Source organism: Metallosphaera cuprina Ar-4, assembly GCF_000204925.1.
Taxonomy (GTDB): Archaea; Thermoproteota; Thermoprotei_A; order Sulfolobales; family Sulfolobaceae; genus Metallosphaera; species Metallosphaera cuprina.
Genome location: NC_015435.1, coordinates 857,266 through 871,573, shown reverse-complemented (window position 1 = coordinate 871,573; position 14,308 = coordinate 857,266). Strand labels below are relative to the sequence as shown.

The window sequence follows — 14,308 nt, the reverse complement described above, 5'->3', positions numbered from 1 at the left end:
CAAGACGTGCGCTTAGGGGGAGGCCTGGAACGACTTGAAGTTAAGATCGCTCTAAACTGAGCTAACGCTGAGTTATCTTGAATACCAGGTGAGTTTCCAAAAGTTTTTAGCGCTCACTTAGCTACAGCTTCCTTTATCTCATCTATTACCTCAGGGTCCTCCAATATAGTGGGATCTACCTCCTTGTTCATGACCAGATCTCTCAGGACCCTCCTCACGACCTTTCCGCTTCTCGACTTAGGTAACCTCTTAACCCTTATCACCTTCTCCACTAAGTAGATCGGACCCAACTTCGTCTTGACCTCTTCCCTTATCGTCTCTGAACTCACCTCTCCTACGACGAAAAGAATCAGTCTCTCGCCCTTAATCTCATCAGGCACCCCGACTGCAGATACGTCCCTTACTCCAGGGATCTTAGATACGAGGTCCTCAACCTCACCGCTTGTTATCCTGTGACCCGCTATCTTTATCATATCGTCGTTCCTGCCCACTATCTTAAGGAAAGACCCCTCAAATATCGCCACGTCTCCCGTATCGTGTCCTCCGAACCTTTCGTACTCCTTAAACTTCGCCTCGTTCCTCCAAACTCCTACAAACTTGGTTGGAAAGGAACCCTTTAGTATTAGGTAGCCCGGTCTTCCCCTCACTACCTCCCCGTTTTCGTTTACGGTCTCGAGAAGTGCCCCAGGAAACGGTACTCCAGCGAATCCCTTCTTAGGTTCTACTGAGAGGGCGAAAGGGGTTCCAGCGACGTACCCAGTCTCGGACTGTCCGTAAACGTCGGTTACCTTATCCGCGAACTTCATAGCGTAATCCCAAGAGGGTTCGTCAAATATCTCCCCGGCGGTGGCTAGATATTCTATCCTCTCCAACTTCACGTCTGAAGTCCTCAGCATCCTCAGTAGGGTGGGAGAAGTGAAGAACACCTTTGGGCTTTCCTCCCTCATGATGGAGGGTATCCTATCTCTAGGGTGATCAGGAGCTCCCTCCATGAACACGAGAGTACCTCCATGAAGGAGCGTACCGTAAGCTATCCTTGAGAAGGTTATCCAGCCCACGTCAGCCGTAGTGAACACTTTGTCTCCAGGTCTCAGCGAGAACATTATGTCGAACACTACGTAATGCCCTACCATCCAAGATCCGTGAGGTAGGACTATCCCCTTAGGCTTGCCTGTAGTTCCTGACGTGTACATGATCATCATGGGTTCATTCGATTCTATCCTCTCGCTCTCGGTCCGCTCGTCTAACGGTTCCAATCCCCTATTGAGAACCAAGTCCCCACCTAAGAGGAGGATCTTGTTCCCACGCCTCTGTGTGTATTGAGTGCTCACCACTAGCTTTGGGGACAAATCGTCTATCCTAGCTCTTACCGCAGCCGCTCCTAACCCAGCGAATATGACTGAGTACGTTACCCCCATCTTAGCGCAGGCTAACATGGTCGCTATGGTCTCGGGAAGGTTAGGCATGTGTATCGCTACCCTATCTCCCCTCCTTACACCCCTCTCCTTAAGCAGTGAGGAAACCTTCTCCACCAATCCCGAGAGCTCGGAATAGGATAGCTCCCTCCTCTCCCCCTCCCCGTACCAGATCAACGCGATCCCTTGATGCCTCAAAACGTTTTCCGCTAAGTTAGTCTCCCCATTTACGAACCACCTCCCGTTTAACTCAACTTTATCCCAGGTCTTGTACCAAGCGAGTTTAGACGCGAACGGGGACCAGTAAGACTCTGGATTCTCCAAGGCTAGCTTTGAAGCCTCAGCGTAGTCCATAGATCAAATTTAACTCTCAAATTAATAAGGGATTGCATTTGAAGTAATTCTGACGTCAGGAACCTTGATCGAGAGCGTTTCGAACGATCAGGTACATTTATAATCGCTAATAAATTTCTATCTCAATGAATCCATCAATATTTGTGAGGTCCAAAGCCGTTTTGGGAGAGGGACCCGTTTGGGATTCCAGGAACAAAACGTTATATTGGGTGGACATATTAGGTGGGAAACTTCACGTCGTTAGGGAAGGGAAGGACGAGGAGGTTGACTCTCCTTCGATGATCTCAGCCCTAGGGCTCACGAAGGACGAGGGTAAGCTCGTAGTGGCGGCTGGACTCTCGCTCTATCGCTACTCAAACGGGTTTCACTTGATCGGCAAGGTGGAGGAGAGAGGGGTCAGATTTAACGATGGGAAGTGCGGCCCTGACGGGAAATTCTGGGTTGGAACCATGGACTTGGAGGAAAAGAAAAATCTGGGTAAGCTGTTCGTCTTTGACGGTGAGTTCAAGGTCAAGCAAAAGAACTTAACGGTGTCAAACGGGATGGATTGGTACAAGGACATGTATTACCTAGTGGACAGCCCTAAGAGGAGGATTTACGCCTTCAGAGTTAGAGACGATGAGCTTGAGAGCCTTGGGGCCGCAATAGAGACTGAGGACTATCCAGGAGTTCCGGATGGAATGGTGGTCGACTCGGAAGGATTGATCTGGGTAGCTCACTACGGGGGAGGGATGATAACTGTTTGGGAACCTTTCTCTAAGAGGCCCGTTAACGTGATCAAGACTCCCGTGAAGATCGTCACGTCACTCACCTTCGGAGGGGAAGGGTTGAATCAAGTTTTCATAACCTCCTCTTCAAAGGGGGGAGAGGAGTTAGCCGGTTCGGTATTCGTTATGGAAACTGAAAGCAAAGGAAGAGAACATTACATTTGTAAATCTTGGGAAAACATCTAACTAAGATAAAGTGCTACCATGGATTGGAGGATCCCTTTTGTAACCTTCATGGGAACCACTACGTTATGGTTCTCCTTCTTTTCGATAGGTATACTATCCATATATCTTAAGGGACCTCTCGTCCTCAACTCTCTCTTCTACGTCTCAGCCTTCTCTGCCAGGCCCCTGGGAGCACTATTTTTTGGGAGGTTAGGGGACCTTCTGGGCAGGAAGGTGTCCATTAACTTGGTTTTCTTCTTACTGTTCTTGGGGGATCTCCTCGTCGTTTTAAGGATATACGTTGTCTCGCCCTTCCTAATAGGATTGGCCCTGGGAGGATGGTCCAGCTTTTCAGTTTTTCTTGCTGAGAGCGTAGATCAGATGAGAGGATCGTGGACTAGCTTAGTTCAGCTCTCCGTTCCAGCGGGACTCCTGCTCTCGCTAGGCGTGGCTATAACCCCTCTAACCCTTCTGTTTCCTTCTCTTATGTCAGCTTTGTTGTCAATCATTTCAATTTCCCTTCCAGAACCAACTAGGTTTAGGACTGGATTAGAAAGGCATGGAGTGAAAGCCCTGCTTAAGGGCGTGGGGATAAAGGCGGGAGAGAGCTCTAACTTTTACCTCTTCACGTCCTTCTCCATACCTTTCCTTTTAAAGGCTGGACTTAGGGTAGGTCTGTTTCCGATCTTAGTCCTAAGCGTTGAGGAGCTTATCCTTATGATCCCCATAGGAGTCCTCTCGGATCTTGTAGGGAAATCGAAGGTCATGAGGGGCGGAACGATTTTAATGTTCTCCTCCGTTCTCGTCCTTATCGTCTCTGCGCTGTTAAAGGACTTCGCTCTAACGATGTTGTCTTTCCTCGTCTTCGGCCTCGGAGATACCTTGAGTTACGCTCCTCAGGCGGCATACTTAGCTGAGCTTTACAAACCTGAGCACAGGGTGACCATGGTCGGTTTGGCTTATCAGATTTCAGCGCTTTTATCTGGAGGGATGACCGTTTTGTTGACGTCACTTTCTCTTTCTTTACTTGGGGAGAGAATGACGTTTATAGCGCTTCCCTTAATCTCCTTAGTCTTCTCTATGATATCAATGCTCTCCATATAGAGGCCTCAGAGCAAAACCTTGGGAGAGCGCTAGCTACGTATTAATAAGTTTAACGCTCTAGGTGAGCTCTTAACCCGGATGGAGACTTTCTTGAACTCAGCCAGTTCGAAGAGTACATTTAAACTAGGTACCCGTTCTAGCAACGCCCTAGCGAACGTTACGTTCAGTTGGAAATCTGTATCATAACTCCTGTTTTCAACGCAGCAATGGAGGTTAACCTCTTGGAGATGGATCGCGTGAGCTTTCCTTTAGCTCAAGGCCTCGCGAAGCCACTGTAGGTGAGGGAAGGAACCTTAGACCTCAAGGGAGGTCAAGGAACTGTAATCGAAACGGGTCAGGAAAGGTACAACTGACCTTGGCTTGTGGGAAAACAACACTGGCGCTCTCGTCAACGAGAGGTATTGAACTCCTTTTTACCTCCACCTTTTGAGTTTCTCAAGCGTAAGAGCCTTTGAGAGTGCCTCTTAGACCGTTGAATGGGAGTTGACACGCCGTGCTGGTCACGAGTGGTGCAGTACCAAGTTCTGTGAGCAAAGAAAACGAGAGGAAATTTAACGTCTACTGAAAATTAAGGAACTTTTAGATAGAAAACGTTAATAATAACGTTGAGTACCTTAACTCTATGAAATGGAAAACGCTGCGCTTTATATTCTGGTTGTTTAGAAGGTTAAGGAGAAAGTGAGCAACATTTTTTATCCACTTATTCGACCTTTACTTTATGGAGATCATTTTAAGAGAGATAAGCAAACAATTGAACGAGTTAACTAAAGAGTTTTACGAGAGGGTTCTCCCTCCAGCTGACATATACGAGCAAGGTAACACCCTGTTAGTTATTTTAGACATGCCTGGTTTTGAGAAGTCGGACATAAGTATAAGGCTCAGCTCTGATGGACTGTTGAGGGTTGAAGGTAAGAGGAACGTTGAGCAGGGAGGGATAAAACACCTGGCACAAAGGCCATCGAGGATCTATAGGGAGATAAAGCTTCCTGTCAAGGTACCTAAGGACGCCGAGGTTGCAGGGAAGTACGAAAACGGAGTTCTAACTTTGAAGATTCCCATAGAGGGAGCCGCTAAGGTAAAGATAGAGTGATTGTTATTCCTAGTAGAGCGACTAAAATGGACGGAACGTCCCCTAAGAACAGGTAGACAGGAAAGGACGCCAATACGACCGGCAATCCAATCCACCTCTTTTCTCTCCTCCTCTCTTGGATCGGAGTCCTTAACATCCTTTCCTTTACTTGTGTGGTGAAGTAGTTAACGTAATCCATAACCTCATCGATGATGGCCAACCTCATGAGTCCCTCCTCCTCAACCAACCTCACCAGGTTTGGTAGGAAGTCAAAATCCGGATCTATCATCCTACACGTCCCCTCTAAGACGGACGACATTCTGAAGTAGAGAGCGATCTTCTCAGGCAACCTAAGCGGAAACTTGAAGAACGCCTCGCTAGCTAACCTGTTGAACTCCTCCAACTCCAACTGATCAACGGGGACGCCCTTCATCTCCCTTATCATTAGGTCGAAACCCTTAGCTAAAACCTTCCTGTCCGCGTAGGGCTGAATAGCTCCTAACTGATCCAGAACGTTCACCAGCGTTAAGGGGTCTCCCCTACTTATCGTAACGTACATCCTTATCAGCTTAATCCTCGTTTCCCTATCTATGAAACCTGCCATGCCGAAATCGTATAAAATTATGTACCCTTCATCGTCTATAGCTACGTTTCCTGGATGAGGATCCGCGTGAAAGTAATCCGAAGTTAGGACGGGATAAACGAAAGTTTTGAATACCCTCCAAGCTAGAGCCTTCCTATCGAACTTGTTCAATGCCTCCTGAGAGGTGATCTTATAACCCTTAATGTACTCCATGACTAACACGCGTTTTGTAGCCTTAACTGTTCTAGGTATCTTAACTCTGAACCCTTCTAGTTCCTCTCTCAATTTCGAGGTGTAAAACGCCTCCCTCTCGTAGTTGAGCTCCTCGAAGATACGTGAGGAGAACTGCCTAAAGATCATCGAGAGGGTTTCAACCAAACTGGAGTCTAAAATCAACCTTGTCAAAGGTAAGAAGGTCTTGATGACCGAAATGTCCTCCCTTAATATCTCTTCCACACCGGGTCTGTTAACCTTTATGGCCACCTTCCTCCCATCCTTGGACAAACCTACGTGAACCTGACCTAAACTAGCTGCGGCTAGCGGCCTCGGGTCGACCTCCTGTATGACGTCCCCTGCCTCCCTGAAGATCACTTCCTTTACCTCATCGAACTTAGCAGGGGGGACCTCGTCCTGTAACCTCTGAAGCTCCTTCATGTACTCCTGAGGCAAGACGTCCGCCCTCACTGAGAGAACTTGACCAAACTTAATGAAAGTGGGTCCTAACTCTATCATGGTATCTACGAACTTCCTTGCCTCCTCCTCTAACTCCTCCCTCGGTACTTTCTCCCCTTTCAATATCCTTTTCCTAAAGTCCCTGTACTTCAGTACCCTTGGAGTCATCTTCCTTAATATCGTTATTGCCCTAGAGATAGACACAATATAATGTTGAGGATGAGGTAAATAACCTCTATGAGAGTTAAAGGGGGACACCGAGCGAGACCGGTGCAAACTCAACTATCTAGCTTTAAAGTCCCGTCCCAGATTTGCGCATGGTTTTTATTCAGCGTCTGCAATCATTCGTTATGGAAATAGTGGTTCCTATTCTAACGCCTTTCAACCCAGATGGCTCAGTCAATAAGGAGGCGTTGAGGACTCACGCCTCAAACCTCTTGCAGAAAGGGGTGGACCTCATCTTCGTTAACGGCACTACGGGATTGGGCCCTGCGCTATCAAAGGAGGAAAAGAAGGAGAACTTGAAGGCCTTAGCTGACTTCGCGGATAGGATAATATTCCAAGTGGGGGAGCTTAACATAGATAACGTTATGGAACTAGTCAAGTTCTCATCAGATTACGGGATCAAAGCGATAGCCTCATACTCACCTTACTATTTCCCAAGACTGCCAGAGAAGTGGTTGATTAGCTACTTCAAAAGACTGGTTGAGATTTCTCCCCATCCGGTGTACCTTTACAACTACCCGTTAGCTACCGGATACGACATCTCCCCCAAGCTCCTCTCCAAGTTTAACTTGGAGTTGGCTGGCGTCAAGGACACTAACCAGGACCTCGCCCACTCCTTAGAGTACAAGTCCGCTTTCCCTAAAATGAATGTGTACAACGGTTCAGACACCTTAGCCTTCTACTCCCTCCTTACCTTAGATGGGACAGTAGCGTCGATGGCAAACTGCCTACCCACATTGTTCGTTGAGATGAAGAACTCAATAGTTAGAGGAGACCTGAAGAGAGGGATGGTCTATCAGAGGCTCATATCCTCGGTAGTTGACATAGCTAGGAAATACGGTCAACTTTCAGCTTTGTACGTTTTGACTGAGACTACTCAAGGGTATAGCTTAGGAGGCCCCAGAGGCCCTATCTTCCCGTTAGAGGAGGAAGAGAGGAACCAACTAAAGAGGGAGATTGAGCTCTTCCTAAAGAGCCTAGGTGTCTTGAATTGAAAACCATGATAGCCTTAGGGGAGATATTAATAGAGTTGAACGCATTATCGCCTGGTCCCCTCAGGCACGTAAGCTATTTCGAGAAACACGTAGCGGGGAGCGAAGCGAACTACTGCGTCGCATTCGTGAGGCTAGGCAACAACTGCGTTTACTTAGGTAGGGTGGGGGAGGACGAGTTCGGTCACAACGCGATTGAGTGGCTAAGGGGTAAGGGGGTCGACGTAAGTCATATAAAGTTCGATTCGAGTCCAACTGGAATATTTTTCATTCAGAGAGACTATCCAGTTCCTTCTCAGAGCGAGTCCATATATTATAGGAAGGGGAGTGCGGGCAGTAACCTAAATCCAGATGACGTCGACGAGAGCTTAGTGAAGAGTGCTAACCTTGTTCATTCCACCGGGATAACGTTGGCCATATCTGAGACAGCTAAAGAGGCGGTCTTCAAGGCGTTCTCACTTAACGAGGTCAGATCTTTCGATACCAACATAAGGCTCAAGCTCTGGACCCCTGAAAAGGCAAGGGAAACGATAATGAGGTTACTTAAGGTTCACCCGGTCAAGTACTTAATAACGGATAGGGAGGACGCGGAGATTCTCTTAGGGAAGGTGGAGGATCCCGTTAAACCTCTAATGGAGTACACTGACGTTCTGATAATGAAGGAGGGACCTCATGGGGCGTCAGTTTACTACGAGGGGAGGAAACACTTCTCTCACGGCTATTCGGTTCCTGTAAGAGACGTTGTAGGGGCCGGCGACGCGTTAGGGGGGACTTTCCTTTCCCTGGTTACGTCAGGTTTCCCCATTGAGAAGGCGTTGGATTACGCCGTGGTGAGCTCAGCGTTAAACGTCACGATCAGAGGGGACCAAGAGAACTTACCTTCAATCAAGGACATTGAGACGTTCCTTGAGAGAGTCAGGAACAGCTAACTTAACTGAGAAGTTCTTAACAGGGTAAACTGTGCACTGCTCAGGCATTTTAGGAGATTCAAAGGTTGAGATTAGGGATCTAGCCTCCTCACTCACATGAGGTAGCCCTTTTCCCTAGCGCTCATCGTCTAGCTTGAGGAAGTTAGGGACCTCCCTTAATTAAGGTAACGAGCCTGGTTCAGTTACGCGGGATCAATAACTGATATCCTTTGTGACATCTCAATCATCTGAAGCTTTTCTAATCAATGATCCTTAAACAAGAGTCGATGGACGGTTGTCTCACCAACGCGTCAAATTGCGCTTACCTTAGTTAGTCCTGGAAAAACTAACTGAGCAAACCTATGGCAACTTCAACACGATTGTAGTCTATAAGCCTTCTCCTAACGACTTCAACACGATTATGTTGGAGAGTTACTCAAAAAATTTATCTATTAAGATAGTTGAACAAAAGGAGGGAAAGATTGAAGAGGCGGTGAACCTCATTTACTCCAACGCTAAAGGGGAGATTCTAATAACTTTAGATGATGACAACATCCCGTCGGAAACTTGGGTTGAAGATCATTTGAAATCTCACGAGCTGTATCCAAGATTCGGTGCATTAAGAGGAAAAATAACTAAAACGAGGGAAATCAAACATCCTTTAGGACATAAACTAAGAAACCTTCTCAAACAGCTAGTTTACAGACCTTACTCTAAAGACCTCGCTGGATACGTAGGATACCTTACTCAGTATGGAATACCCACAGATATTGGTAGGCCTCCCCACTCGAAAGTTATTAAGACCATAACTTTATCTTCTGAAAACACTAGCATAAAGAGAGAGGTTTATCACGATCTTAAGCTCCCTGGCTACACATTCCGTGGGTTTCATCATGAGGACATATTAGCACTTCACGCTATAAAGAAAGGCTTCTTCACTGGAGAGATCACGGATGGAGCAGTGAACATGAGAGTCGAAAGGGAAGAATATGGTGCCCCTTCGTTAACCTTAAGCAAGCCAAAGGACCTAAAGGGGAAACTCGAATTAACGATTGAACACTTCCTCTTCCCTTACGCTGCAAACCTAATGGGTTACAAACCTAGGGGACTTACCACCTTGAGGTTGATGGTAAGCTTGAGCAGGGTCGGACTCTACAGGAGAGCTGCCCTCGCTGGGATAGATTTGGCGATTGAGGGTATTGAAAACAGGCTCTCCCCATCTGAAATTAGGGAAAGGCTCAGAGACGCCGTCAAAGGTTTGGAACAGCTCTCTCTAAGTTCATAGGATAATTTCTCAACGTTTCAACCCTAGAACACGTTAGCTATCATTTAAAGGCTGAAGACTCAAGGAGGATCGCTGAGAGAGCTACCTCAACGTTACCCTTTACACGGCGGTGAAAATCCGGATGGCTATGAGATCTTTTTATCAACCAGCTTAAGGTAAGAGTGATAAACCTTCCAAAAGCGATGATCTCAACTTAATTGAAAGGTCTACCTTAAACTATGTATATCTATAGAGAATTATTGCTATTACTTTTATCTATATAAAATAAAGTGATTATATTTTTATTTTCTATAAATATCCTAGGTGTATGGAAGAACCTTTAAAAGAATATGAAGAGAAAAAATTGAATTCTTTTCACATAAAGACCATGTTAATAGCTGGTGCGGGACAGATAGTGGATGGATACGACCTTACGGCTGCCGCCTTGGTTACAACTTCCTTAATGGCGTACTTCGGATCCTCATTGTTAACTTTGTCTACATACCTCTTCGCATCAATAATCTCAGGTAACATAGTAGGAGCGTTGATCTTCGGTTACCTAGCAAAACACGGGAGGAAGAGGTTTTACGGTGTGGACGCAGCCCTAATGACCTTGGGAGCGCTACTTCAAGCGTTCGTCTCATCTCCATCTCAACTTGTCTTCTTGAGATTCCTATTGGGATTAGGGATAGGGGCGGACTACGTTCTTTCCCCTCTCGTTGCCGCCGAATATTCCAACAGAAAGGACAGGGGTAAGATGTTAGGGATCTCCGGAGGAGTTATGTGGAACTTAGGAGCCTTAGTCTCGGCCGTTGTCACCCTAACTCTAGGGTATTTTCTACCTTCAGATATCCTATGGAGGGCTGTCTTAGCGTTAGGGTCCGTCCCAGCAATATCTGTGATAATTGCTAGGAGAAGGTATCCTGAGACGCCACATTACCTGCTCTTCATAAAGAGGGACTTGAAGGAGCTTGGGGAGAGATATAACGTGAGGACGTTCCTAGAAAACGTTAAGAGAGTGTCCGGGATATCGTTGTCTGTACTTCTTTTAGCGGCGCTAAGCTGGTACTTGTATGACATAGGGGCTTACTCAGGGGTCTTTTTCGGCCCTAGCGTTATAGCTCAAAAGCTTGGAATAAACGGAGTGCTCTTCGAATTGATCATATTGGCGGCCTTCTCTGTTCCTTGGAACTTCGTAAGCGCGATGACCAACGATAGGCTAGGAAGGAGAAAGTTACAGGCCATAGGGTTCGTCGGAATGGGCTTAACCACGCTACTGTTCGCTTTTCTTTTAGGGAAGGTTAGTGCTATAGTCACGTTGTTAGTTTACGGAATAAGTTCAATTTTCAACTCACTTGGGCCTGGAACAATCGTAGGTTTTTGGGGAGTGGAGCTCTTCCCAGCCGAAATCAGAGGAGTGACACAGGGCATAACGGTTTTAGGTGGGAGACTAGGAGTCCTTACCACCACCTTTCTCTTTCCAATACTCTTGGCCGACTTCGGGATATTCGCGACCATGATAACGCTAGGCGTGATAGCTATAGGTGCTGCCGGAGTATCAATGATGTTACCAGAGCCCGCAAGGGTGAGCCTATCTAAGATAGAGGTGTCCGGGCTAAGCGCGTTAAGGGAGGTAAAGGCTCAAAGCGAGGAAGCGACCAAATAGTTTAGAATTTTTAATCTTACATCTCATTTTTTCCTGATTAAGGTACATGACGTCTTCTTTAACGGCCTCGTCAAAGTGACGGTTGAAGGGGCCCTCCTCGCTTTGTAACAAGCGACTAGTCCCAAACGATGAAAGCTTGAACTTCTGATCCAACCAAGTGAGAACGTAAAAAGTCCTTATAGAACGTTTGAACTCATCAAGCTATATAGTTTAAATAGATGTCTAGTTAATATATAGTAATATATTAATTTTATATGGAATATTTATTTACCGTCTGTACTTATATCCGTTATGATAACACAACCTGATCTAAAGAACGGAATTTTCTCTCTCTCTGAGGAAATTAAGAACGCGATTCAAGGGAGGAGCACCAAGCTCATTGAGAAGGATAGAGTTGTCGTAATACTTGTGGACGGCCTAGGCTACTCACTAGCTCAGAAGATCGGCTTTCAGGCTGAGAGGATACACTCCGTCTTCCCGACAATCACGATCACGGTCATAACGACTTTGCTTACGTCTCAACCTCCAGGAGTTCACGGGATAATGGGTTGGAGGATCTTAGATAAGGAAAACGGGAGGATAGTCAACTTGCTGAAAGAGGACAGCGAAATTAGAGTTAATACCTACCTTGGAGAGAAGGACCTGATAGTCTCCCCCTCTTATAACCTGGCTACGAAGTTCTATAGGAAGCTGGGCAACGTTGTCACCTATTCCTCCCCTTGGGACTCCGTGACGCAAACGTTGGAAACGATTGAAAGGAACGATCCCAAGTTCGTCTTCCTTTATCTACCCTACGTCGATTCGGTGAGTCACAGGTTCGGACCCAACTCCGTACACACGGTGGAAACGGCGAGGGAGACCGTAAACCTAGCCAGTAAGTTAGCTGAGAAGCTAGAGCAGAGATACAGCGTAGTCGTAACCGCCGATCACGGACACGTACCTGTGGAGGGAGTGGTTAAGTTAGATAAGGACCTTTTGAATTACGTAGATCTGCCTCCTTACGGAGATCATAGGAACTTAATGTTCATGTCTAGAAGGGACCCATCCGATTACTTATCCGCAATTGGTCTCATCACGTTGAACAGGGAGGAGTTGACTAAGATAACTGGAGGACCTAACGTTCCAGATTACGCGGCGGTTCCCACTGACAACAGGGTGTACATGTATTGGGAGGACGAGGAGGCAACTTACGTCGGCACTCACGGCGGCATGTCAAAGGATGAGATGGAGATACCTCTAAAGATATATCAAAAATAAAATCCTTTTTATCCACTAATTTCAATGATAGGAGAACGGTTCTCTCCTGACTAACTTAACGCGTTCATTGTTGGGGAACGTGGAATTTGAACTCTTCAAAAAGAGATGACTAGTTAGGACGTTGAGGAAATTCGATAAGGCAGGAGTAAACGCAGGGAAAACGTTGTTATCAGGTGGAACGTCTCAATCGTCAAGTTCCTAAATCGTTTCAACAGCTCAGGTCCAATGAACCTCATCAAACTTAGGTGCTCCCACCACAACCTTCCTCTATGATTTCCAGTTACGAATATATTCCATGCTTACACAATGTTCTTATGGAACTTAAGATATCTCCTGAACTTAAAGAGATAGTGTCATTCGACTCTAAGATCCCGTCGTTTAAGACTTACTTGGTTGGCGATTGGGTCTCAAGTAAGGAGTTTGAAGACGTCATCTCACCTATAGACTTAACAGTTTTCGCCAGGGTCCCGAGGATACCCGACCAAATGATAGACCAGGCGCTCACCAAGATCTATGAGAAGGGAAGGTGGGAAGTAAGGGATATGCCGGGTGAGAAGAGGCTCAAAACGTTTCATGACATGGCGTCGCTTTTAGACAAGTTCAGGGAAGACCTGATCGAAGCGCTGATCGTAGGTAACGGGAAAACTAGAGCTGCGGCAAACGGTGAGGTTAACGCGTCCATTGAAAGACTGATTAGAGCGGACCTGGACGTTAGAAAATTGTACGGAGAATACGTACCGGGAGATTGGAGTTCTGAAAGCTTGGAAACGGAGGCCATAGTGAGGAGGGAACCTGTGGGAGTCGTCCTAGCTATAACTCCCTTTAATTATCCCTTATTTGACGTAGTTAACAAGTTCGTTTACTCAACGGTCGCAGGAAACGCGATACTGATCAAGCCGGCAAGCAGAACTCCCTTGCCTGCGTTGCTTTTCGCCAGGATAGCAGAGATTGCCGGATTCCCTAGACACGGACTCGGAGTTCTCACAGTCCCCGGCAAGGAGATGGACAAGATCATTTCCGACAAGAGGATCGGAGTGATATCCTTCACCGGAAGCACTGAGACTGGAGAGAAGGTTATCAGACTAGGAGGGGTGAAGCAATACGTTATGGAGTTGGGAGGTGGCGACTCCGCGATCGTTTTAGACGACTCTGATCCTACCTATACGGCCCAAAAGATCGCGACCTCAATGACTTCCTACAGCGGTCAACGTTGCGATTCGATAAAGTTCGTGTTCTCAGAGCCTAACGTCTACGATCCGCTTAAGGGGACTTTAATTGAGGAACTAAAGAAGGTTAAGATTGGAGACCCTAGGGAGGAGGTGAACATGGGCCCGGTGATAGAGAAGGGTACAGTTGACGAGTTAGAGTTCGCAATCAAAGACGCGACTGAGAAGGGGGCGAGGATCCTCTTTGGGGGTAAGAGGATAAAGGACAACTACGTTGAGCCAACTCTCTTAGAAATCGAAAAGGAGAGGGTGAAGGAGTTATACCTTTATAAAAAGGAGGTATTCCTCTCGGTAGCGGTGATGGTTAAGGTCGAGAACGTAGACGAAGCGATATCCCTGAGCAACTCAAGGAGATATGGGTTGGACGCGTCCGTTTTCGGCAACGACATAAACAAGATAAGGAAGGCTATAAGGATGTTAGAGGTGGGAGCGATCTACATTAACGACTTCCCTAGGCACGGCATAGGTTACTTCCCTTTTGGAGGGAGGAAGGACTCGGGTTTAGGAAGGGAAGGGATAGGCTACACCATTGAGCACGTAACGACGTACAAAACGGTGGTGTATAATTACAAGGGGAAGGGAGTTTGGGAGTACATGTGAGTTGATTAAATAGTGGTCTGAACGCCTGGTCTGAAAGCTCG

At 46.7% G+C, this 14,308-nt stretch carries 11 protein-coding genes; 9 read left to right on the top strand and 2 right to left on the bottom strand.

The annotated features are described in order from the left end of the window. Positions 1 to 113: 113 nt before the first annotated feature. Complete coding sequence (locus MCUP_RS04770; RefSeq protein ID WP_013737557.1) at positions 114 to 1,769, bottom strand: AMP-binding protein; 1,656 nt, start codon at positions 1,767 to 1,769, stop codon at positions 114 to 116. Positions 1,770 to 1,894: 125 nt separating this feature from the next. Here MCUP_RS04770 and MCUP_RS04765 point away from each other — a divergent pair, with 125 nt between their 5' ends. The 3 genes from MCUP_RS04765 (at position 1,895) to hsp14 (ending at position 4,895) form a co-directional block, all read left to right on the top strand. Further along, positions 1,895 to 2,722 carry an SMP-30/gluconolactonase/LRE family protein gene (locus tag MCUP_RS04765; protein ID WP_048057486.1) on the top strand — a complete coding sequence of 276 codons (828 nt, stop codon included), beginning with the start codon at positions 1,895 to 1,897 and terminating at the stop codon, positions 2,720 to 2,722. A gap of 18 nt (positions 2,723 to 2,740) precedes the next feature. Beyond that, complete coding sequence (locus MCUP_RS04760) at positions 2,741 to 3,805, top strand: MFS transporter (protein WP_013737555.1); 1,065 nt, start codon at positions 2,741 to 2,743, stop codon at positions 3,803 to 3,805. A 718-nt stretch (positions 3,806 to 4,523) separates the two neighbouring features. Next, the gene (gene hsp14 / locus MCUP_RS04755) at positions 4,524 to 4,895 is read left to right on the top strand and encodes an archaeal heat shock protein Hsp14 (RefSeq protein ID WP_013737554.1); all 372 of its coding nucleotides are present in this window, start codon (positions 4,524 to 4,526) and stop codon (positions 4,893 to 4,895) included. Here the strand turns inward: hsp14 and MCUP_RS04750 are convergent. After that, on the bottom strand, positions 4,876 to 6,333 hold the full coding sequence (locus MCUP_RS04750) for an ABC1 kinase family protein (protein ID WP_013737553.1): 1,458 nt from the start codon (positions 6,331 to 6,333) through the stop codon (positions 4,876 to 4,878). The genes hsp14 and MCUP_RS04750 overlap by 20 nt on opposite strands. Before the next feature lie 146 nt (positions 6,334 to 6,479). Here MCUP_RS04750 and MCUP_RS04745 point away from each other — a divergent pair, with 146 nt between their 5' ends. The 6 genes from MCUP_RS04745 (at position 6,480) to gapN (ending at position 14,267) form a co-directional block, all read left to right on the top strand. Further along, complete coding sequence (locus MCUP_RS04745; RefSeq protein ID WP_013737552.1) at positions 6,480 to 7,349, top strand: bifunctional 2-dehydro-3-deoxy-phosphogluconate/2-dehydro-3-deoxy-6-phosphogalactonate aldolase; 870 nt, start codon at positions 6,480 to 6,482, stop codon at positions 7,347 to 7,349. Further along, positions 7,346 to 8,275, top strand: a complete 930-nt coding sequence (kdgK, locus tag MCUP_RS04740; RefSeq protein ID WP_148230902.1) for a bifunctional 2-dehydro-3-deoxygluconokinase/2-dehydro-3-deoxygalactonokinase — start codon at positions 7,346 to 7,348, stop codon at positions 8,273 to 8,275. The genes MCUP_RS04745 and kdgK overlap by 4 nt, the downstream gene beginning before the upstream one ends. A gap of 316 nt (positions 8,276 to 8,591) precedes the next feature. Beyond that, the gene (locus tag MCUP_RS04735) at positions 8,592 to 9,539 is read left to right on the top strand and encodes a glycosyltransferase family A protein (protein ID WP_083808569.1); all 948 of its coding nucleotides are present in this window, start codon (positions 8,592 to 8,594) and stop codon (positions 9,537 to 9,539) included. A gap of 307 nt (positions 9,540 to 9,846) precedes the next feature. Then, complete coding sequence (locus tag MCUP_RS04730) at positions 9,847 to 11,184, top strand: MFS transporter (protein WP_013737548.1); 1,338 nt, start codon at positions 9,847 to 9,849, stop codon at positions 11,182 to 11,184. A gap of 291 nt (positions 11,185 to 11,475) precedes the next feature. After that, a complete protein-coding gene (locus MCUP_RS04725; protein WP_013737547.1) occupies positions 11,476 to 12,441 on the top strand; it encodes an alkaline phosphatase family protein in 966 nt (321 codons plus the stop codon). A 314-nt stretch (positions 12,442 to 12,755) separates the two neighbouring features. After that, positions 12,756 to 14,267, top strand: coding sequence for an NADP-dependent glyceraldehyde-3-phosphate dehydrogenase (gene gapN / locus MCUP_RS04720; protein ID WP_013737546.1), 1,512 nt, complete (start codon positions 12,756 to 12,758; stop codon positions 14,265 to 14,267). Positions 14,268 to 14,308 lie beyond the last annotated feature (41 nt).

What these genes read in the sequence shown, in the direction of transcription:
- MCUP_RS04770 (WP_013737557.1), bottom strand. Translation starts at nt 1,769, where the DNA reads ATGGACTACGCTGAGGCTTCAAAGCTAGCCTTGGAGAATCCAGAGTCT.
- MCUP_RS04765 (WP_048057486.1), top strand. Translation starts at nt 1,895, where the DNA reads ATGAATCCATCAATATTTGTGAGGTCCAAAGCCGTTTTGGGAGAGGGA.
- MCUP_RS04760 (WP_013737555.1), top strand. Translation starts at nt 2,741, where the DNA reads ATGGATTGGAGGATCCCTTTTGTAACCTTCATGGGAACCACTACGTTA.
- hsp14 (WP_013737554.1), top strand. Translation starts at nt 4,524, where the DNA reads ATGGAGATCATTTTAAGAGAGATAAGCAAACAATTGAACGAGTTAACT.
- MCUP_RS04745 (WP_013737552.1), top strand. Translation starts at nt 6,480, where the DNA reads ATGGAAATAGTGGTTCCTATTCTAACGCCTTTCAACCCAGATGGCTCA.
- MCUP_RS04730 (WP_013737548.1), top strand. Translation starts at nt 9,847, where the DNA reads ATGGAAGAACCTTTAAAAGAATATGAAGAGAAAAAATTGAATTCTTTT.
- MCUP_RS04725 (WP_013737547.1), top strand. Translation starts at nt 11,476, where the DNA reads ATGATAACACAACCTGATCTAAAGAACGGAATTTTCTCTCTCTCTGAG.
- gapN (WP_013737546.1), top strand. Translation starts at nt 12,756, where the DNA reads ATGGAACTTAAGATATCTCCTGAACTTAAAGAGATAGTGTCATTCGAC.